Genomic DNA, 18,779 nt, shown 5'->3' on the forward strand with positions numbered 1-18,779 from the left:
GATACATGCGTCTCGCGCTGTCCTTGGGGCGGCGTGGGATGGGGCGTGTCTGGCCGAACCCCGCGGTCGGATGCGTTCTGGTAAATGACGGCATAATCGTTGGTCGTGGTCGAACTGCCGATGGCGGGCGTCCTCATGCAGAAACCGTAGCAATCGCCCAAGCGGGTGACAGAGCACGCGGCGCGACCGCCTATGTCAGCCTAGAACCCTGCGCACATCACGGTAAAACGCCGCCTTGCGCGAATGCCTTGGTCGAAGCGGGGATTGCGCGGGTCGTTGTTGCATGCACCGACCCAGACCCCCGTGTCGCGGGTCGCGGAATTGATATTCTAAAATCTGCTGGGATCGAGGTCACAACGGGCGTCTGTGAGGCAGAGGCCCGCCGTGATCATGCCGGGTTCTTTAGCCGAATTACTCAATCGAGGCCTTGGGTTACGCTGAAACTGGCCTGCACGCTGGATGGACGGATTGCGACGGCGACGGGTGAGAGTAAGTGGATCACTGGTCTCGAGGCCCGTCGGATGGTGCATGCGCAGCGTGCGCGGCATGATGCGGTGATGGTTGGGGCAGGGACTGTCCGCGCTGATGACCCGTCTTTGACCGTTCGGGATATGGGCGTGTCGGTTCAGCCTGTCCGCGTCGTGGTTTCGCGACGTATGGACCTGCCAGACGATTGTGACCTGACCCGCACCGCCAAGGATTTTCCTGTATGGCTGTGCCACGGAGAAGACGCCACATCGCGGCTTGCCCCGTGGCATGATGCGGGCGTGAAGATTTTGCCGTGCAAGGTCGAACAGGGGCGGGTATCCGTGACGTCGGCTCTTTCCGCACTGGCCGAAAACGGATTGACCCGCGTGTTCTGCGAAGGGGGCGGCACCTTGGCCGCATCGCTCCTGTTGGCGGATGTGGTCGACGAGTTGATCGTCTTTTCTGCGGGTATGGGCATCGGTGCTGAAGGCATGCCAGCTTTGGCGGCGATGGGCATTGATACTCTGTCAGATGCCCCGCGCTTTGACTTGATCGAAGTGACCCAAGTCGGCGCTGACGTCATGAGCCGCTGGTCGCGTCGGGCTTAGCGCCACAAATGCGCATAGCTCGCCAATAGCCCCTGTAATTTCGATAACGCCCTTAGACCTGCACTGCTGGTCGTGACCGTATCGTCCTTGATGCGGTCGAGGGCAACCTCGACAGGGCAGGGGCGTCCTGTCACGGGATCGAAATAGCGGGGGTAGTCGATCAGGCAGCAATGGACAAAGGTTGCCAAGTCGGGGCGCGCAATGCGGTGCGCGATAGGCATTCCGCGATCTTGGGTAAGGCCCCAGCTTGCGTAAAATGGCTGGCCAAAGGTGACGACGCGTTTGCCTCTTAGTAATGCCTCAAACCCGAGCGTCGAGGTCATGGTCCAAACCTCATCTACGGCTTCAATCGCGGTCACGGTGTCGATGCCAGATAGAACCACATCAGCAAAACATTCGGCGTCTGAAACCTGCCCAACGCGCAATCCCGCCTCCACATCTGGATGCGGTTTATAGAGGATCACGGCGTCGGGATTGGCGGCACGAACGGCGCTCAGTAAAGCGCGATTGGTGTTGATATCGCCCGCGCCCAATCGAATTGATGCGTCGTCTTCGACCTGTCCTGGAACGAGGATGCGCCGTCCTGCTGGCAGGTCAGTAGGCAGCGCAGTGCCGTTCAAATTATATTTGCTGACACCGTCAGAGGTGAGCCGCGCAATGAGGGCGTCTGCGCGGCGACGCTGTTCATCATTTAGAGCGGTCGTATTAATAACGGCATCGAGCCGCGATGGACGGCTCGGATCATAGTAAATCCCCTGATCATCCAGAACGAGGCTGAGCGGGGGGGTAAGGGCCGCGCCCAGTCCACGGGACCGAATGAACCCATCCTCGACACGCACAGCGCCTGCAGCGTCTAAGTCGGGAGTGGTTTTCCCTGCCCAGACCATCAGCGGACGGCCTGATTTTTGTGCCGCACGGACAGGGGCGTTGGAATTGAAGATCAATGGCTTGTGCAGACCAAAAGCCTTCTGCAGCGGTCCGCGCTTCCATAAGCGCATGCCTGCCGCGACCCAGCCTTGACCATCTTCGCGATAGGCGCGAACTTCGGCTTCCAGCGTGGTCAGGGCATCTTCAAACGAACAAAGCCGATTGCGGTAGGGATCAAACCAAATCGGATAAAGGATCATGGCAGCGGCAAAAAGCTGTGCCCGCGTGAGACGCCTTTGCCTCCGGTAAAACGGCGTATGATCGTCCGTCAGGCCCCAGCCCGCATAGAACGGTTGACCAAAGACTTGCGGGCGGTGACCCGCCAAGATCGCCTCGAACCCAAGCTGTGAGGACACTGTATAAACGGCGATCGCCCCATCCAGTAGCGCCCACGGCGAAACGGGCGCGTCGTATAGCTCCATCCCGTCCCGGCAATCGTCGGGACGGAAGTGTCCACCCCGATGCCCTGCCGCCGTTTCTGGGTGGGTCTTAATGAGGATGCGCGCGTTGGGGTGATCCTCGCGGGCCTGAAACAACATCTCTTGGAATGTGTGACGGTTCGCGCGGCTGGCGGTGACGCTTGCGTCGCCAGTGGTCTGATCAATGACCAGAACATAGCCTGGCTCTGGCGCAGAGAGCGTCAGATCGAAAGCGTTGTACTTCGACAGCTCATTACCGCGTATTCGTTCTATACCCGCCCTTGCACGGTTCAATAAGGCCGTGTCATCGAGAGGATGTTCCGCCAAAATCCGTTCCAGCCGCGATGGTTGTTCGGGATCGAAATGAATGCCGAGGTCATCAATGCAGAGGCCGAGCGGCGGTTCACCATCACGACCTGGATGGATTGAGCGCAGGAACGCATCCTCAACACGGATGATGGGAGTATCTGTGCGGGTAGCAATGGCCTCGCCACGCGGGGCAGTTGGGCTTTGCCCCCAGACGCCGACCAGATCACCCTCTGACGGTTTGCCGAGGCTGATGTCGTAACCTGCCAACTGCAGAATACGTCTGACGCGTTTTTGGGTGAAAAACCCGCCGTTGTAGACAAAAAGCCGCCGCAAGGTGTCCCCTGCGGCGGTGGGTGTCCAATCGGGCGCGTGCATTACTGCGTGAACGCAGAGCGCGCGGTGTCGGCTGCGGTGAGCGAGCCTGTCGCTGCCGCAATAGCCTTGTTGAACTGAACGAAGGGCGCTTCGGTGACGTAGACGGTGTCGCCATCACGGATCGCAAAGTCGCGAGCCATGAACATGCCATTCGGTTGGGTCAGGTCCAGAACGTAGACGACACGCTGAGTGCCGACCAAATCGGTCCGAGCCAAAAGCTGGTTCGCGATTTCGGCGGGTTCGTTGCGGAACACAAAGACGCCAGTTGGGTCGGCCGCAGCGGTTTGCAAGCCGCCGACCGTCGCCAAGGCCTCAATCGCAGAGATAGCTTTGGATTCGAACGGAACGCGGCTTTGACTGCCTGTCGCGCCAAGTGCGGTAAAGGTTCGGCTGTCTTCTTTGACGTAGATCTGGTCGCCAGCGCGCAATGCGATGTCCGCTGCTGGGTGATCAAAGAGGTCTTCGTACCAGATGGTACCGCTGGCCTCGCCGCGGATCACGGTGATCTGTGCGATTTCAGGCTGGATGGCAACGCCACCTGCGGCAGCGATCATTGATGAGAGCGTGCGGGTCGGGCGTTCAATCGGGTAGACCCCTTGGCCGCCGACGCGGCCCGAAACGGTCACAGTTGCACCGTCACCAGCCAGACGACGCACCTGAACTTGGGGTTCTGGTGTCTGCTCTGCGAGCTTTTCGGTGATGATCTGACGGATACGTTCTGGCGAGTTGCCAGCAGCGCGAACGCGGCCCGCGTAGGGCACGTAGATAAAGCCAGCGCCATCAACTTGAAGTTCGTTCAGAACGGTTGCGTTTTGTCCTTGGGGCACCAAAAGGCCATCATCGACGTTTTCCCAGATCGTCAGACCGAGAACATCGCCTGCGCTGATGACGTCGGACCCTAGGATCGCGGCGTTTTCAAGTGAGCTCGAAAATCCGAGCGCGGGCGAAACGCTTGCAATGCGGTTAACGCGGTCATCGACGATCAGCACAAAGGCATCTCCTTCGCGCATGACGGAACCCGCGAAAATTTCAGCTTTATTTGGGCCAGAACGCGGCAAACCACAGGCTCCCAAAAGGGAACATGCGGCGATAAGTGCCGCACCTCGGGCAAGGCGCAAACTTAGGGTGCTCACTGCTCGGTCTCCTCGACCTATTATTATCTGCCTCAAGTTTTGAGAGTAAGTTACCGAAGTCTGTGAATAAAATCCAGTCTGCAACACCAAAGCGTGCAACCTGTTGCCACCCTGCCGCGAGTGGGTGGCGGGCTACTAGGGGTAGTGGTGTTTAGTTCACAATCCGCAAGGACTGCCTCGGCGCGATCTTCCCCGACCGAAGCGCATCATAAGGATCTTCATCGTCGAGCATCATGTCCACAACCTGCCGTAGCAATTGACGGCGCCCGCGGGACGAATAAAACCCGCCGGGAATTTGGCTCGTTTCAAGTAAGAACTGACGATAATCACGGTAAGCTCGATTGTCTGGACGCCCCGGTTGCGCAAAGAAATCAGGCAGTGGCAGGGTCGAGACAAACTCTGGTTTGTCATAGACCGCGTTGCCAAACACCTTGAGCGGGATCGACCGCCAGAGAACCTGCTGGGCCGCAGTCGAATTGACCGTCACAGCCGTGCGAGCGTGATCCAAGAGCTTTGCCAGCTTTCCACCGCGAATGTAGTGAATGCGATCCTCAACGCCGAACTCTTTGGCGATGCGGTTGATGTTCTTGCGCGTGGGTGAGCGGTCGTTTTCGAGCGGGTGTGCTTTGAACACGAGGTGGTGGTGCCGTCCCGCGCCTTGGGCAAAACCTTCGATTACGACGCGCAGGAAATCCTCCATTGATGCAAAGGGCGAATGGCGGAGGAAATTTGAGTCGTGCTCTAGCTGAAGCAGGACAAGGTGATACGGAAAGCCGCCAAACCTCACGCGTGCAGTTGCCAGCATACGATGCAGAGAAATGAACGGCATGAGCAGCAAGCGGCGCGTATATAGTATCGCTTCATGCAGCGGGCTAAGGTCGCGATGGGGCGCAAACTCGCGGAACTGGCGATTTCGGAAAATCACGAACCAGTGGTAGAGCGCCCCGTAAAACACGTGCTGGCGCATGTCACCCCAATGCGCAGGCGGTTCTGGAACGTCCATGTCAGAGCGATCAAGGTCCTGACGCATTTGATCGATGGTCATGTCCATGAGGCGCGAATTCCCATTGGTCCCGCCGCGTTCGTAGGTGACCCAATAGGGCCGCATATAACCTTCTTCGAACACATGAACAGTGAGGCCCATGTCCTTTGCCGCCGCAACAGCCTGCGCGTGGATGGGGCGCACATCGCCATAGAGAACTATGTCGGTGATTTGATGCTCTGCGACGAGGGCTGCAAAGGTATCGGGCCAGTCAGATGGCGCCCCCGTGAACGGAATAAACCCGCGGTCCCCGAATGAAAACGCGCGGTCGCCTGCGTTAAAACCAACTCGCCATACCTCTGCCCCTGCACGACGGAGCATGAGCCCAAGCCTATGGAAGAAGGGCCCGTGAGGACCCTGCAAAAACAGGAAATGGCGGTTCGGTCTTTGGGTCACTTGAAAAAGGGTGCACTTCTATAAAATTACCTGCATCCGCGCAGATTACCCTGTGGATAAGGCATAAATAAGACCTTTTCCATGGGTGATGCTGGTCCGGTGGTTTTACGAGGCTACCCTTGCCCTTGTCTGGGACCTGATGGAACGATACCACTTGGTCAACTTTGGAAAGGCAGACCCATGTTTACTGGCATCATCACGGATATTGGCAAGGTTCTCGAACTGGAACAGCGCGGCGATTTGCGTGCGCGGATTGGGACATCCTATGACGTGGATGGCATCGACTTGGGCGCTTCGATTGCGTGCAATGGCTGCTGTTTGACGGTCGTGGCTTTGGGGCGTGAGCCACAGAACTGGTTCGACGTTGAAATCAGCGCGGAAAGCGTTGCTAAGACGAACATCGGTGGATGGGCCGTTGGAAAACGGATCAATCTAGAACGTGCGCTCAAGGTCGGTGACGAACTGGGTGGTCACATTGTGTCGGGGCACGTCGATGGCGTGGCTGACCTGATCGCCATGACGACCGAGGGTGATAGCACCCGCATGACATTCCGCGCGCCTGAAGAGCTGGCGAAATTCATCGCGCCCAAAGGATCGGTCGCCCTGAATGGCACTTCGCTCACCGTGAACGAGGTGGATGGCGCGACCTTTGGGATCAACGTCATTCCGCATACCAAAGAGGTGACGATTTGGGGCGATGTTCAGGTTGGAGACCGTATCAACCTAGAGATCGACACGATGGCTCGCTACGTGGCGCGTCTGCGGGAATGGGACTAACCGACCTGCGTTTGACCTACCGCAAAGTCTGGCCTCTGTTTCCAGCCTAACCCCTTATGATCGCCTAACAAGATCGGGAAGTACTATGTCGACCAAATTCGAAGCCGCAGGCCCAGTAGAACGCGATCTCAAAGATGCTATTTCGAGCATTGAAGAGATCATTGATGAGGCCCGCAACGGTCGGATGTTTATCCTTGTCGATCACGAAGATCGCGAGAACGAAGGCGATCTGGTGATCCCCGCGCAGATGGCAACGCCTGATGCGGTGAACTTTATGGCGACCCACGGGCGTGGCCTGATTTGCCTGACCATGACGAGCGAACGTATCGCGCAGCTCGGTCTGCCGCTCATGGCATCGACCAATTCGTCACGTCATGAAACAGCCTTCACGGTCTCGATCGAAGCGCGAGAGGGTGTGTCGACGGGCATTTCCGCAGGTGACCGTGCGCGGACGATTTCTGTGGCGATTGATGCCTCCAAAGGCCCTGCCGATATCGCGACCCCCGGTCACATTTTCCCGCTGCGTGCGCGTGATGGTGGCGTGCTGGTGCGTGCTGGCCATACAGAGGCTGCCACCGACATTTCCCGCCTTGCTGGTTTGAACCCATCGGGCGTGATTTGTGAGATCATGAAGGAAGACGGCGAAATGGCGCGTCTGCCTGATCTGGTTGCCTTTGCGCAGAAGCATAACCTCAAGATCGGGACGATCAGCGATCTGATCGCCTATCGTCGTCGCCATGATAACCTCGTCAAACTGCGGGACGAACAGCAAATCACGTCAGAGTTCGGCGGCGACTGGACTATGCGGATTTATACAGACCAGACACAAGGTGCAGAGCACATCGCCCTGATCAAAGGCGACATTAGCGGCGACGAGCCCGTTTTGGTGCGGATGCATTCGCTTGATCCGATGCTGGATATGGTCGGTGTCGGCCACGAGGGTCGCGCGTTCGAGTTTTCGCAGGCGATGAAAACCATTGCAGCTGAGGGGCGTGGGGCCGTTGTTTTGCTGCGTGATCTGCAGATGAAACTGGTTCCTGAGGAAGGCCAATCACCGCAAACGCTGCGTCAATATGGGCTGGGTGCACAAATTTTGTCGTCCTTGGGCCTGTCGCGTATTACACTGCTATCGAATTCGCCCCAACCTAAGGTGGTTGGCCTTGATGCCTATGGTCTAGAGATTGTCGGCACCCGCATGATTGATGGAGCAAACTGATGGCTGGCGCATCGCACTATATCCTTGATCGGCCTGAGTTCGACGACCCGATCAAGCTGCTGATCGTCGTCGCACCCTATTACAAAGACATCGCCGATGGTCTGGTCGCGGGCGCAAAGGCCGAGATTGAGGCCGCTGGTGGCACCTATGAGGTGATCGAAGTGCCAGGTGCGCTCGAAATTCCAACCGCGATCGGGATCGCCGCACGTATGTCGAACTTTGATGGATATGTCGCGCTGGGCTGTGTGATCCGTGGGGAAACCACCCATTACGATACGGTTTGTAATGATTCGAGCCGTGCCATCACTTTGCTCGGGCTTCAGGGCCATTGCATTGGGAACGGCATCCTAACAGTCGAGAATTATGAGCAAGCTGCCGTTCGGTCAGATCCTAAAGATCAAAACAAAGGGGGCGGTGCTGCCGCTGCGGCCTTGCACCTGATCGCCTTGGGCCGTAAGTGGGGCCGCGCCGGCAAGATCGGCTTCACCAACGATATATTGCTGGCCCAAAAGGCCTGAGGACTGCCCAAGCCATGAACGTTTCCAATAACGAACGCCGCAAGATGAAATCAGCCTCGCGTCTCTACGCGGTTCAGGCGCTGTTCCAAATGGAAGTTTCTGGCCAGACTGTCGAAGCGGTCGTGCGTGAATTTGCGAACTATCGGTTCGGCGAAACGATCGAGGGCGACACGCTGCAAGATGGCGACATCGAAGTCCTGCGTTCGATTGTCGACGTTGCTGTGAACGAACAGGCCAAGATCGACCAAATGACCGACCGCGCGTTGGTTGCGAAATGGCCGATTGATCGCATCGACCCGACCCTGCGTGCGTTGTTCCGTGCGGCTGGCTCTGAATTGGTGGCTGGCGATACCCCACCCAAAGTGGCCATCGTGGAATACGTTCAGGTTGCTGAGGCGTTCTTCCCAGAAGGTCGCGAACCTAAGTTCGTGAACGCTGTTTTGGACCACATGGCCCGCGAAGCACGCCCCGAAGCGTTCTAACAGGCGGTTCACCGCCGTTTCCTGCGACAACTCTACTCATTTTGGCGAATCCCCTTGCAGCGCGGGGGGAAGCGACTACGTTCAGAATTGTAACGGAGGTGCGACCATGCCCAAACTTATCAAGATGTATATCACTCAGGTGATCATCGGTTTCATCGTCTCGGCGGTGTTTGTGGGTCTGCTCCTCTGGTTCAATATCGCGAACCTCGCGCATCTCGTCACCAGCTCCAAAGAGGGCCTATTGGCCGTATTCCTGCTGTGGCTGTTCAACGGCATTGTCTTTGCGGGTGTTCAGTTTGCGATCCGCATCATGAATATGAATGACGATGATGACGAACCACGTGGTGGTCTGCGTCAGCACAGCATGATCCGCGAGCCTGCTTTGGTGCGCGTGCCTGTGCAGGCGAAACGCACCTACCGTGCGCGCAATCTGCGTCACTAAATCCCGCTGCAATTAGTTTAACGGGCGTCCAGTAGGGCGCCCTTAGTCTTTTGTGTGGGGGAAAGTGGCGAGAACCACAGCAACCGTGCACCCTTTATTCCCGAGGACCTGTTTTTACAGGTGGGCGCCAGATAACCAGGCCAGGGCAAGGACAGAGCCAGCTCCCTCGGATTTGCTTAAGGCCACTGGAATGTAAGGGCTTGCGCACGTGAAGAGCAGAAACTCGCCAAGGGTGCAAATAGTCCTCAGCGTTCCGTCAATCAAGCCCCGCAAGATGACTTGACCAATGTTCACCTATTGTTCATGTTTCCGGCATGACCCTAGAGATGCCAGATGACCGCCTGATGATGCCCGGACAATTGCTTGCCCGTGGGGTTTGTCGGCATTTGCTGACCTATGATTTCGTCACGGTCGAGGAATTGGTTCCGACCCGCGGTTTGCGCGTCGACGTTATGGCGCTGGGGCCTAAAGGCGAAATTTGGGTGGTCGAATGCAAATCCAGTCGCGCAGATTTTCAGTCCGACAACAAATGGCAGGGCTATCTGGAATGGTGTGATCGGTTCTTTTGGGCGGTCGATGCCGATTTCCCAACGGACCTTTTACCCGATGATACAGGTCTGATTATCGCTGACAGCTATGGCGGCGAAGTTGTGCGCATGGGACCCGAATCAAAGCTGGCCCCTGCGCGTCGTAAGGTCATGACCCATAAATTCGCCCGCCATGCAGCCCTGCGGCAGATGGCGGCGCGGGATCCGAAATTTAGCGCTTCTTAGACGCTGCGCGGGCAGCCATTGCGGCGGCGCGCATTTCTTCTGCGATTTCTTCTGCTTCTTCTGGTTCGAAATCCATCGGGATTTCCACCCCATCCGCTTCGATGAACAAACGGACCATACCTGCGTCGGTCGGCCCGATCTGGAGATTCGCTTCGATGTCGCGTTCGGTATTGATGCCCATGGTGGCCTCCTGTCTGTCGATGGTCGTGACTATCCCAGCGAATAAGAAACTTGCAAGGGGATGTGAGAAAAAGCGGTGTTAGCCGCTTGCAATCCGTCGGCACACGGTCTAAATCCCGCGCCAGTGCCGCCTTAGCTCAGTTGGTTAGAGCGCTTGATTGTGGATCAAGAGGTCCCCCGTTCGAGCCGGGGAGGTGGTACCATCCCTTACTTACAGTAGGTTAGCGGTCGATGGCGACAGTTTGCGTCAGCGCGTCCGTGCTACGGTCGTAAATGAGGATCGTATCCGCGTCGGTTACAACAGCGTACCAGTCCGTGCCTTGGGTAAATGCGACAGCAGAAACTCCGGCTGGAAGGGTGACGCGGTCGGGTAGGGGGATCGGATCTGCGTTCAAGCGGATGACAAGCGTGCCGATAAGGACTACGAACCCCGCAATCATCACAAAGGCCATCGCCGTGACCAATCGTTTCAGATAGGTGACGAGCGGCTGGTCGCTATCGTTTTCAGGAGCCTGATCCATGGCCCATACCCTTGTATCGTTTACCATCGCGGAAAATCCGCCTCCGCGTCTTGATAAGGCGCTTTCGCGCGATGTGCCAGCAGAGGCCGATCTGAGCCGTTCGCGTCTGGGGCGTTTGATCGAAACGGGGGCTGTGACAGTCAACGGTGCGGTGGTCGAAAACCCACGGTTCAAGGTCTCTGAAGGCGATGAGATCACTGTAACCGTTGAAGCGGCCATCGAGAGTGACATCGTTGGCGAAGATTTCCCGCTGGTCGTGGTTTATGAGGATGACGATCTGATCGTAATTGATAAACCCGCTGGCATGGTGGTTCATCCTGCACCAGGCACGCCCAACGGTACCGTGGTTAACGCACTGATCCACCATTGCGGCGATAGCCTATCGGGTGTTGGCGGCGAAAAGCGCCCCGGTATCGTGCATCGCATCGACAAGGACACGAGCGGTCTTTTGGTTGCAGCAAAGAGCGACCGCGCCCACCATGGCCTTGCCGCGCAGTTCGAGGATCACAGCGTTAATCGTCGCTACCTCGCAATCTGCTATGGTGCGCCTGACCAGAATGACCCGCGTATCCACGGCGTCAAAGGGACGAACTTTGAACCGGGCAATATCCTCAAGGTCCAAACCTTCCTCGGTCGCCATAAAACCGACCGCCAGCGGCAAGCGGTGAGCTTTACCCAAGGCCGCCATGCGGTAACACGCGCGCGGATCATCGAATCTCTTGGTGTGCCGCCTGTGGCTGCGCTGTTGGAGTGCTGGCTGGAAACAGGCCGTACGCACCAGATTCGCGTGCATATGGCCCACGTTGGTCATTCGCTGATCGGTGATCCTGTTTACGGTGGCCGTCGCAAACTGAACGTCAAAGCCATCGGCGAAGCTGGTGCCGAGGCGGCCGCTGCGTTTTCGCGTCAGGCGCTCCATGCGGCGACGTTGGGGTTTGAACATCCTGTCACAGGTGAATGGATCGAATTCGAATCCGATTTGCCCGAGGATATGCAGGCGCTTTTGACTGCTTTGGGCGGTTCATAATCGACTGAAACATCTTTCCCGACTGCGTGACTGCGCCGCTTTGCCCCTAGCAGAGCGACGGAGGCTTGCTACATTTGCGTAGAAGGATCGTTGTTGACCCCTTGAACGGGGGTGATAGCGCCACCATATGGATGTTAAGCCCTTAAACATCGAAGGGTTCGAGTGAATTGGGGGATTGGAATGAGTAGTTATACCAACCTGCCGGCACCGTCGCCGGAACAAGGATTAAACCGCTATATGCAGGAAATTCGGCGTTTTCCGATGCTGGAGCCTGAAGAAGAATACATGCTCGCCAAACGGTGGGTGGATCACGAAGACAGCGGTGCGGCACATAAACTTGTGACCTCGCACCTGCGCCTCGCGGCGAAAATCGCAATGGGTTACCGTGGTTATGGCCTGCCGCAAGCAGAGGTGATCTCTGAAGCGAATGTCGGTCTGATGCAGGCGGTCAAACGGTTTGACCCTGAAAAAGGCTTCCGTCTGGCGACCTACGCCATGTGGTGGATTCGTGCGTCTATTCAGGAATACATCCTGCGCTCGTGGAGCCTTGTGAAACTGGGGACAACCTCTGCGCAGAAGAAGTTGTTCTTTAACCTGCGTAAGGCAAAGAACCGCATTGGTGCGCTCGAAGAGGGTGATCTGCATCCCGACAACGTCAAACGGATCGCTACCGATCTGGGCGTGACAGAGGAAGAAGTGATCTCCATGAACCGCCGTATGTCGGGGGCTGACGCATCGCTGAACGCGACCGTCGGCACCGAGGACGGCAGTTCAACCCAATGGCAAGACTGGCTCGAAGACGAGGACGCCAATCAGGCTGTTGCTTATGAAGAGCATGATGAACTGACCGCGCGTCGCGAATTGTTGGCGCAGGCCATGGAGGTTCTGAACGACCGCGAAAAAGACATCCTCGTTCAGCGCCGCCTTGCTGACGAGACTGTCACTCTCGAGGATTTGTCGGCGCAATATGACGTCAGCCGCGAACGTATTCGCCAGATCGAAGTCCGCGCTTTTGAAAAGCTCCAAAAGCGGATGCAAGAACTGGCCATCGAAAAGGGTATGCTGATCCCAGCATAACCTACTGTTTCCTCCCTCGGCCTTGGCCGCACCTTGCCCTTGGGTTTGGTGCGGTCTAGGTTGTTTTTGTTAGCGCGAACAGGGAGGTCCGCAATGAAATCTGTAAAGTGGGGTATTTTGGGGGCCGCGAAATTCGCGCGCGAACACATGGCGCGGGCGATCCATGCTGCTGAGGGGGCGGAGTTCTACGCGCTCGCCACATCCAGCGCCGAGAAAGCCGCTGATTTTCAGGCCTTCAACCCGAACCTTGTGATCCATGACAGCTACGATGCGCTTCTCGCTGATCCCGAGGTCGAAGCCGTCTATATTCCGCTGCCGAACCACCTTCATGTCGAATGGACGCTCAAAGCACTGGCCGCTGGGAAACACGTTCTCTGTGAAAAGCCGATGGCGATGAAAGAGGCGGATTTTGACGCCATTATTGCTGCACGGGACGCGTCGGGTCTTTTGGCGGCCGAAGCCTATATGATCGTCCACCACCCGCAATTCACTCGCGCCAAAGAACTGCTCGCCAGCGGTGTGATCGGGGATCTGATGCTCGTGGATACCGTGTTCAGCTTTAACAATGCGGAGGACACCAACAACATCCGCAACAAGCCTGAAACAGGTGGCGGTGCGTTGGGTGATATTGGTGTCTATGCCTTCGGCTCTGCCCGTTTTGTGACGGGTGAGGAACCTGTCAGCATCCGCAAGGCACATATCGTCCGCGAAAACGGCGTCGACGTGTTTACCCAAGTCATGGCCGAATTCCCGTCGTTTGCCTATCAGGGCACCGTGTCGATGCGCATGGCGAACCGTCAGCACCTCACGTTCCACGGGACGGAAGGGCATATCACTCTCACGGCACCGTTCAACGCTGGCGTCTACGATATTGCCGAACTCATCCTCGAAGCACCTGCCACCGAACGCCACGTTGAACGCTGGCCGACGGTGAACCAGTATGTGCTGCAGGTCGAAAACTTTGGTAAAACCATCCGCACAGGCGCTGCTTATCCGTGTCCGCTAGAGTTTAGCCGTGGCACGCAGGCGATGACCGATATGGTTCTGGCGGCAGAGTAACGCTTAATTCAGACGGGCGCGCAGCACGCGGAGCATGTTGCCGCCCATCACCTTTGCGATGGTGTCATCGTCCAGACCACGGTTCAAAAGCGCCGTGGTCAATGCGGGCAGTTCGGACGTATCGAATGCCGTTTCAACTGATCCGTCAAAGTCCGAACCCAGCGATACGTGATCCTCTCCCACGGCTGCAATCGCCGCGACGATCATGTCCGCGATGCCCTCGGGCGTTATGTCCCCGCAGACCACATCTGCCCAATATCCCATCCCGATCACGCCGCCCGTTTCCGCAATTTGGCGCATCAAGGCATCAGGGAAGTTACGTTTGACAGGGCAATGACCATGAAGCCCGCCGTGGCTGACCACAATTGGCACATCGGTCATGGCGAGAACATCGCGGGCAACCTGTTCGGACGAATGGGCGAGGTCGATGATCCAGCCGTCAGCCACGGCTTTCTCCACCACCTGTTTGCCAAAATCGGTAAGGCCGTGGTTCCCTGTGCCATGCAGTGACCCGCCGAGTTCGTTGTCGAAAAAATGCTGGAGACCGATTAGGCGATAGCCCGCAGCATAGAGCACATCCATGTTTACCAATTCGCCCTCTAGCGGATGCCCGCCTTCGATCCCCAAAAGGCCAGCGGTGACCTGCGACCCTGCCGAACGTTCCGTGATCACAGCGTCCAGTTCGGCTTTTGTTGTCACAATATACAGCTGATCCGGGGCGGCTTCGGCAAATGCATGAAGTTTCTCAGACTGGTAAAGCGCCCGTTCTAATAGGCTGTTCCACGTGCGCGGCGGCCACAACTGACCGATGGCCAAGAGCGTGATGTTGTCGAGCGCGTCGCCCGAGTTTTCGTCGTAGTTCTGACCCGCTGGAGATTTCGTGACGGCGGTGAACATTTGGACCGCAACATTGCCTTCGGTCAAACGTGGCAGGTCAACTTGGCCATAGCTCCCACGTTCGGTCAGGTCACGGTTCCACAACAGGCTATCGGCGTGCCAATCCCCGATGATGAGGTCAGCGTGCAGTGCGGCACCTGCGTCAGACACAGGGTAGGGGGCGTGTGCGATCACGTTGTTGCGGGACTTTTCGACGTAGGCGGGCGCGAAAGTAAAAAATCCGACCGCACCAATGACGATCAAAACCAGCACGACGGCCAAGAGACGTTTGATGAACCGCAGCATAAGAAAACCCTCCCCCAAGTTGTGGAGGAGGGTGCGTTAGCCAACCCATTCGCGCAAGCGAAACCTTGGGGAAACTGTTAGCCTTCCATGGCTTCCAATTCGTCGATGAAGCCTTCGATCATCGACAGCCCCTTGTTCCAGAACTCAGGATCAGAGGCATCAAGGCCGAAGGGTTCGAGCAGTTCTTTATGGTGCTTGGAACCGCCAGCAGACAGCATGTCGAAATACTTGTCCTTAAACGCGTCGCCCTGTTCGGTGTAAGCCGTATAGAGCGCATTCACGAGGCTATCGCCAAAGGCGTAGGCGTAGACGTAGAACGGCGAATGCACGAAGTGCGGGATGTAGGCCCAGAAGGTCTCATACCCTGGCATGAATTCGAACACTGGGCCGAGGCTTTCGCCCTGAACGCTCATCCACAGCGCGTTGATGTCCTCGGGCGTCAGTTCACCTTCGCGACGGGCCGCGTGGAGTTTACATTCGAAGTCGTAGAAAGCGATCTGACGGACGACCGTGTTGATCATGTCCTCGACCTTACCCGCCAGCATCACCTTGCGTTCGGTATCATCCTTCGCGCCTGCCAGCAGTTTGCGGAAGGTCAGCATTTCGCCGAACACTGATGCGGTTTCCGCAAGAGTGAGAGGTGTGTCGGATAGGAATTCGCCTTGTTTTGCCGCGAGAACCTGATGGACCCCATGACCCAGTTCATGAGCCAAAGTCATCACGTCACGTGGCTTGCCCAGATAGTTCAGCATCACATAAGGGTGCACGGTCGTTACGGTCGGGTGTGCAAATGCACCGGGGGCCTTGCCCGCTTTGACGCCAGCGTCGATCCAGCCCTTGCTAAAGAATGGTTCGGCAATGTCGGCCATGCGCGGATCAAAGGCGGCGTAGGCATCCATGACGATCTTCTCAGCTTCGTCCCATTTGACGGTGCGATCTGCTTCCATCGGGAGGGGGGCGTTGCGGTCCCAAACTTGCAGTTTATCAAGGCCAAGCCATTTTGCCTTGAGCGCGTAGTAGCGGTGCGACAGGCGAGGGTAGGCTTCAACAACGGCGGTGCGCAGTGCTTCGACCACTTCGGGTTCGACGTGGTTCGACAGGTGTCGCGCCATCTGAGGGCTTTCGAACCCACGCCAGCGGTCGTCGATCTCTTTTTCTTTGGCGAGCGTGTTGTGAACGCGGGCGAAGGTTTTGATGTTCTCACCAAAGACACGCGCCAATTCACGCGCCCCTTTTTCGCGTTCATCACGGTTTTGATCGGACAGCAGGTCGAGCGTGGCTTCGATGTTTTTCTCTTCACCATCGATGGTGAATTTCAGGCCTGCGATGGTTTCATCGAACAGTTTGTTCCAAGCGGTCGATCCAACGACCGAAGCATCATGAAGGTATTTCTCCAACTCATCAGAGAGCTGGTAAGGCTTCATCGCCCGCATACGGTCGAGGACGGGTTTATAGCGCGCGAGGTCAGCGTTCGATTCCATCAGCGCGTCGTAATGGGCATCTTCAATACGGTTGAACTCAAGGCTCCAGAATACGAGCGGCGTGGTAAATGTCGTGATCTTGTCCTGACAATCGGACATGAATTTCGCGCGGCCCGCGTCGGTGGTCAGTTGATAATAGCGCAGCCCTGCATAAGACATGATGCGGCCCGCGATCTCACTGATCTTTTCGTTACGCTGGATGGCGGTCAGCAGTTCGTCTGCGGAAAGGGTGGCGAGCTTGCCTTCGTAGTCGGCTGCGAAAGCGGCGCATTCCCCTTCGAGCCAAGCCATATCCCGTTTCAATTCCGCGCTGTCGTCGGCGGTATAAAGGTCGGTCAGGTCCCATTCAGGCAATTGGCCAAGGTCTTTGCCGCCCGAAGGGTTGGCGTCGAAAACACGGGTCTTTGCGAACATGACGGATCCTTTTCTTCATCTGTTGATCAACAGATAGTCGCGGTTATCGACAGATGAAAGGCTCAGGCGGGTTCGGGAATGTTTGAATCGGTCAGATGTGCGTGAAAATGTGCGGCGAGCAGGGCAAAGGCCGCCTCGCGGATCGCAGGACGCTCCATCAGAATTTCGTGCTGTGCGCTGTCGAACATGTGCAGTGTGCCGTTGGCCCAATGTTGCATGATGGCTTTCACAGCGTTGGAATCGACGATTGATTCATCTGTGCCGAGCAGAGTGATCGTCGGGATTGGCGGCGGGGTCATGTCGCCGAGGGCGCTCATTTCCACCATTGCCTCGTGCAGCCATTGCATCGTTGGCCCACCCAACGCCAGATCAGGCATCAATTCCACCTGACGTTTCATGTAGTTAAACATCGATTTATCGGTGGTCAGGCTGTTGCCCTCAAACGGTGCGCGGGCAACGTATGTTTCCTCGAGCTGCCCAGGTGCTAAGGTGCGTGACAGCCCAATCGGCCGAGCGAGCGAGGTCAGCCCCCACGCAACGGTTTTGATAAATGGTGCGAATTTGATGCCCCACATTGGGGCAGAGAAAACGGCAGCCTTTACCGGCAGCCTGTTGTGCAAGGCGCGGAGGCCAATGCATCCCCCCATTGAATGGGCTAATAGAAAGAAGGGTTCAGGGCAGGATTGTGCGCGAGCATAGGCAACGACCGCATCCACATCGTGCTGATAGTCCGTGAATTTCTCTACATGCCCCAAGAGGCGGTTCGTTAAGGGGCGGTCTGATAGACCCTGACCGCGCCAATCAATGGCAATAACGTCGAGCCCCTGATCCAGCAGAAGCCCAGCGTCCTTGCCATATTTTTCGATGTATTCAGTGCGCCCCGGAAATAGCAGAACGGTGCCCTTTGATCCCGCGCGCTGCCAATGGCCCACGCGAATCGTGACATCGTCTTTGGTGGTTAGCCAAGCGGCGGATCCGCCCTCGGGGCCTTCCGCCAAATCGTTAAAAAGGGGCGCAATCTGAGACATATTAGGCGAGCACGCCTGCGAGCTTCATCGCGGTGCCCATATCACCGTCCACCGACAGTTTGCCTGTCATGAACGCGGTCGTTGCGTTCTCTTCACCGTCCAAGATCGCTTTGAATGTTTCTGCAGAAGCGGTCAGGGTCACATCTGTGTCATCGTCGCCCGCGTGAACGCCCGATCCGTCAATAACCAGTGCGCCTTCGCCTTCGATGACGAATTTCGCCGAACCGTCAAAGCCTTCAGATCCCAGTTTTTCGGTTAGGGCTGCTACGGCCTCGGTCACGATGTCGCTCATTTTAATACCTTTCGTCGATGTGTTCACGCCGCCACTGGCGGACGGCGGTGTTTCCGCTACAGTATTGTTATGAGCGTATTGAAACAGTCTAGCAAACTTACCGTTGCGGCACTGATGGTTGCAGTCGGGATTTCCGGACCCGCTTGGTCGGATTCGGCGGTCGTGGATGATTTGTTTGAACAGCTTCAGGACGCTGATCCGTCGGATTGGGCTCGAATTGAGGGGCAAATCTACGAAGAATGGAGCAAGAGCGGCTCTACCACGATTGATTTGCTGGTGCGTCGTGGTGGTGAAGCAATCGAGGCGGGCGAATTCGCAGCCGCGATTGAACATTTCACAGCGGCCATTGACCATGATCCGACCTTTGCGGAGGCATATAATGGTCGCGCAACAGCCTATTATTTGATGAACCAGATCGGTCCCTCGCTCGATGATATTCGGGAGACGCTCGTTCTCAATCCACGTCACTTTGGGGCGATGAGCGGGTTCGCGGTCATCCTCGAAGAACTCGACCGACCGAAAGAGGCGCTTGAGGTCTATGAGCAGATTCTTGATCTGGTCCCTGCCGCTACAAATGTGCAAGAAGCCATTGAGCGACTGAAACTCGACCTCGAAGGCCAGACCCTCTGACCT

20 protein-coding genes and 1 tRNA gene are annotated in these 18,779 nt (G+C 57.0%); 12 read left to right on the forward strand and 9 right to left on the reverse strand.

All coding sequences use genetic code 11. The features are described 5' to 3' along the window. Nucleotides 1-5: 5 nt before the first annotated feature. Entirely contained in the window at nucleotides 6-1,076 is a 1,071-nt protein-coding gene (ribD, locus tag AC07ED_RS02950; RefSeq protein WP_105234501.1) for a bifunctional diaminohydroxyphosphoribosylaminopyrimidine deaminase/5-amino-6-(5-phosphoribosylamino)uracil reductase RibD, read from the forward strand. Here ribD and AC07ED_RS02955 read toward each other — a convergent pair. The 3 genes from AC07ED_RS02955 to AC07ED_RS02965 form a co-directional block, all read right to left on the reverse strand. Continuing rightward, complete coding sequence (locus AC07ED_RS02955; RefSeq protein WP_105234502.1) at nucleotides 1,073-3,106, reverse strand: capsular polysaccharide biosynthesis protein; 2,034 nt, start codon at nucleotides 3,104-3,106, stop codon at nucleotides 1,073-1,075. The genes ribD and AC07ED_RS02955 overlap by 4 nt on opposite strands. Beyond that, nucleotides 3,106-4,239 carry a polysaccharide biosynthesis/export family protein gene (locus AC07ED_RS02960; protein WP_105234503.1) on the reverse strand — a complete coding sequence of 378 codons (1,134 nt, stop codon included), beginning with the start codon at nucleotides 4,237-4,239 and terminating at the stop codon, nucleotides 3,106-3,108. Before AC07ED_RS02960 ends, AC07ED_RS02955 begins: the two co-directional genes overlap by 1 nt. 151 nt (nucleotides 4,240-4,390) lie before the next feature. After that, nucleotides 4,391-5,602 carry a capsule biosynthesis protein gene (locus tag AC07ED_RS02965; RefSeq protein WP_105234504.1) on the reverse strand — a complete coding sequence of 404 codons (1,212 nt, stop codon included), beginning with the start codon at nucleotides 5,600-5,602 and terminating at the stop codon, nucleotides 4,391-4,393. Between the two features lie 255 nt (nucleotides 5,603-5,857). Between AC07ED_RS02965 and AC07ED_RS02970 the strand changes: the two genes are divergently transcribed. The 6 genes from AC07ED_RS02970 (at nucleotide 5,858) to AC07ED_RS02995 (ending at nucleotide 9,885) form a co-directional block, all read left to right on the forward strand. Then, nucleotides 5,858-6,454, forward strand: coding sequence for a riboflavin synthase (locus AC07ED_RS02970; protein ID WP_067551119.1), 597 nt, complete (start codon nucleotides 5,858-5,860; stop codon nucleotides 6,452-6,454). A gap of 85 nt (nucleotides 6,455-6,539) precedes the next feature. Next, a complete protein-coding gene (gene ribB / locus AC07ED_RS02975; RefSeq protein WP_105234505.1) occupies nucleotides 6,540-7,670 on the forward strand; it encodes a 3,4-dihydroxy-2-butanone-4-phosphate synthase in 1,131 nt (376 codons plus the stop codon). After that, nucleotides 7,670-8,188, forward strand: a complete 519-nt coding sequence (locus AC07ED_RS02980) for a 6,7-dimethyl-8-ribityllumazine synthase (protein ID WP_105234506.1) — start codon at nucleotides 7,670-7,672, stop codon at nucleotides 8,186-8,188. The genes ribB and AC07ED_RS02980 overlap by 1 nt, the downstream gene beginning before the upstream one ends. A 14-nt stretch (nucleotides 8,189-8,202) precedes the next feature. Beyond that, complete coding sequence (gene nusB, locus AC07ED_RS02985) at nucleotides 8,203-8,670, forward strand: transcription antitermination factor NusB (RefSeq protein ID WP_067551110.1); 468 nt, start codon at nucleotides 8,203-8,205, stop codon at nucleotides 8,668-8,670. Nucleotides 8,671-8,776: 106 nt separating this feature from the next. Beyond that, complete coding sequence (locus AC07ED_RS02990; RefSeq protein ID WP_105234507.1) at nucleotides 8,777-9,112, forward strand: hypothetical protein; 336 nt, start codon at nucleotides 8,777-8,779, stop codon at nucleotides 9,110-9,112. 326 nt (nucleotides 9,113-9,438) lie between these two features. After that, nucleotides 9,439-9,885 (forward strand): MmcB family DNA repair protein, encoded by a 447-nt coding sequence (locus tag AC07ED_RS02995; RefSeq protein ID WP_105234508.1) that lies wholly within the window; start codon nucleotides 9,439-9,441, stop codon nucleotides 9,883-9,885. Here AC07ED_RS02995 and AC07ED_RS03000 read toward each other — a convergent pair. Further along, entirely contained in the window at nucleotides 9,872-10,066 is a 195-nt protein-coding gene (locus AC07ED_RS03000; protein WP_067551101.1) for a DUF6324 family protein, read from the reverse strand. The two genes, AC07ED_RS02995 and AC07ED_RS03000, sit on opposite strands and share 14 nt — an antisense overlap. Nucleotides 10,067-10,191: 125 nt before the next feature. On the opposite strand from AC07ED_RS03000, the gene AC07ED_RS03005 reads away from it, so the two are divergent. Beyond that, nucleotides 10,192-10,268, forward strand: a tRNA-His gene (locus AC07ED_RS03005). Between the two features lie 18 nt (nucleotides 10,269-10,286). Here the strand turns inward: AC07ED_RS03005 and AC07ED_RS03010 are convergent. Continuing rightward, nucleotides 10,287-10,586, reverse strand: a complete 300-nt coding sequence (locus AC07ED_RS03010) for a DUF6476 family protein (RefSeq protein ID WP_105234509.1) — start codon at nucleotides 10,584-10,586, stop codon at nucleotides 10,287-10,289. Between AC07ED_RS03010 and AC07ED_RS03015 the strand changes: the two genes are divergently transcribed. From AC07ED_RS03015 to AC07ED_RS03025, 3 genes are all read left to right on the forward strand, one after another. Next, complete coding sequence (locus AC07ED_RS03015; RefSeq protein WP_105234510.1) at nucleotides 10,585-11,613, forward strand: RluA family pseudouridine synthase; 1,029 nt, start codon at nucleotides 10,585-10,587, stop codon at nucleotides 11,611-11,613. The genes AC07ED_RS03010 and AC07ED_RS03015 overlap by 2 nt on opposite strands. Nucleotides 11,614-11,793: 180 nt before the next feature. Beyond that, nucleotides 11,794-12,690: an RNA polymerase sigma factor RpoH gene (rpoH, locus tag AC07ED_RS03020; protein WP_067551092.1), complete on the forward strand. Its 897-nt coding sequence runs from the start codon at nucleotides 11,794-11,796 to the stop codon at nucleotides 12,688-12,690. A 93-nt stretch (nucleotides 12,691-12,783) separates the two neighbouring features. Beyond that, the gene (locus AC07ED_RS03025; protein ID WP_105234511.1) at nucleotides 12,784-13,749 is read left to right on the forward strand and encodes a Gfo/Idh/MocA family protein; all 966 of its coding nucleotides are present in this window, start codon (nucleotides 12,784-12,786) and stop codon (nucleotides 13,747-13,749) included. A 3-nt stretch (nucleotides 13,750-13,752) separates the two neighbouring features. Here AC07ED_RS03025 and AC07ED_RS03030 read toward each other — a convergent pair whose 3' ends face one another. From AC07ED_RS03030 to AC07ED_RS03045, 4 genes are all read right to left on the reverse strand, one after another. After that, nucleotides 13,753-14,931 (reverse strand): dipeptidase, encoded by a 1,179-nt coding sequence (locus tag AC07ED_RS03030; protein ID WP_105234512.1) that lies wholly within the window; start codon nucleotides 14,929-14,931, stop codon nucleotides 13,753-13,755. A 77-nt stretch (nucleotides 14,932-15,008) separates the two neighbouring features. After that, nucleotides 15,009-16,826, reverse strand: a complete 1,818-nt coding sequence (locus AC07ED_RS03035) for a M3 family oligoendopeptidase (RefSeq protein ID WP_105234513.1) — start codon at nucleotides 16,824-16,826, stop codon at nucleotides 15,009-15,011. Between the two features lie 62 nt (nucleotides 16,827-16,888). Beyond that, nucleotides 16,889-17,854, reverse strand: coding sequence for an alpha/beta hydrolase (locus AC07ED_RS03040; protein ID WP_105234514.1), 966 nt, complete (start codon nucleotides 17,852-17,854; stop codon nucleotides 16,889-16,891). 1 nt (nucleotide 17,855) lies between these two features. Next, nucleotides 17,856-18,146, reverse strand: coding sequence for an SCP2 sterol-binding domain-containing protein (locus AC07ED_RS03045; RefSeq protein WP_105234515.1), 291 nt, complete (start codon nucleotides 18,144-18,146; stop codon nucleotides 17,856-17,858). A gap of 69 nt (nucleotides 18,147-18,215) precedes the next feature. Between AC07ED_RS03045 and AC07ED_RS03050 the strand changes: the two genes are divergently transcribed. Beyond that, nucleotides 18,216-18,776, forward strand: a complete 561-nt coding sequence (locus AC07ED_RS03050; RefSeq protein WP_167668766.1) for a tetratricopeptide repeat protein — start codon at nucleotides 18,216-18,218, stop codon at nucleotides 18,774-18,776. The last annotated feature ends 3 nt before the right edge of the window (nucleotides 18,777-18,779 follow it).

Source organism: Aestuarium zhoushanense, assembly GCF_056431045.1.

Bases quoted from the DNA above. Each gene is read 5' to 3' on its own strand.
- ribD (WP_105234501.1), top strand. From the start codon at position 6: ATGCGTCTCGCGCTGTCCTTGGGGCGGCGTGGGATGGGGCGTGTCTGG.
- AC07ED_RS02955 (WP_105234502.1), bottom strand. From the start codon at position 3,106: ATGCACGCGCCCGATTGGACACCCACCGCCGCAGGGGACACCTTGCGG.
- AC07ED_RS02965 (WP_105234504.1), bottom strand. From the start codon at position 5,602: ATGCTCCGTCGTGCAGGGGCAGAGGTATGGCGAGTTGGTTTTAACGCA.
- AC07ED_RS02970 (WP_067551119.1), top strand. From the start codon at position 5,858: ATGTTTACTGGCATCATCACGGATATTGGCAAGGTTCTCGAACTGGAA.
- ribB (WP_105234505.1), top strand. From the start codon at position 6,540: ATGTCGACCAAATTCGAAGCCGCAGGCCCAGTAGAACGCGATCTCAAA.
- AC07ED_RS02980 (WP_105234506.1), top strand. From the start codon at position 7,670: ATGGCTGGCGCATCGCACTATATCCTTGATCGGCCTGAGTTCGACGAC.
- nusB (WP_067551110.1), top strand. From the start codon at position 8,203: ATGAACGTTTCCAATAACGAACGCCGCAAGATGAAATCAGCCTCGCGT.
- AC07ED_RS02990 (WP_105234507.1), top strand. From the start codon at position 8,777: ATGCCCAAACTTATCAAGATGTATATCACTCAGGTGATCATCGGTTTC.
- AC07ED_RS02995 (WP_105234508.1), top strand. From the start codon at position 9,439: ATGCCAGATGACCGCCTGATGATGCCCGGACAATTGCTTGCCCGTGGG.
- AC07ED_RS03000 (WP_067551101.1), bottom strand. From the start codon at position 10,066: ATGGGCATCAATACCGAACGCGACATCGAAGCGAATCTCCAGATCGGG.
- AC07ED_RS03015 (WP_105234510.1), top strand. From the start codon at position 10,585: ATGGCCCATACCCTTGTATCGTTTACCATCGCGGAAAATCCGCCTCCG.
- AC07ED_RS03010 (WP_105234509.1), bottom strand. From the start codon at position 10,586: ATGGATCAGGCTCCTGAAAACGATAGCGACCAGCCGCTCGTCACCTAT.
- rpoH (WP_067551092.1), top strand. From the start codon at position 11,794: ATGAGTAGTTATACCAACCTGCCGGCACCGTCGCCGGAACAAGGATTA.
- AC07ED_RS03025 (WP_105234511.1), top strand. From the start codon at position 12,784: ATGAAATCTGTAAAGTGGGGTATTTTGGGGGCCGCGAAATTCGCGCGC.
- AC07ED_RS03030 (WP_105234512.1), bottom strand. From the start codon at position 14,931: ATGCTGCGGTTCATCAAACGTCTCTTGGCCGTCGTGCTGGTTTTGATC.
- AC07ED_RS03035 (WP_105234513.1), bottom strand. From the start codon at position 16,826: ATGTTCGCAAAGACCCGTGTTTTCGACGCCAACCCTTCGGGCGGCAAA.
- AC07ED_RS03040 (WP_105234514.1), bottom strand. From the start codon at position 17,854: ATGTCTCAGATTGCGCCCCTTTTTAACGATTTGGCGGAAGGCCCCGAG.
- AC07ED_RS03045 (WP_105234515.1), bottom strand. From the start codon at position 18,146: ATGAGCGACATCGTGACCGAGGCCGTAGCAGCCCTAACCGAAAAACTG.
- AC07ED_RS03050 (WP_167668766.1), top strand. From the start codon at position 18,216: ATGAGCGTATTGAAACAGTCTAGCAAACTTACCGTTGCGGCACTGATG.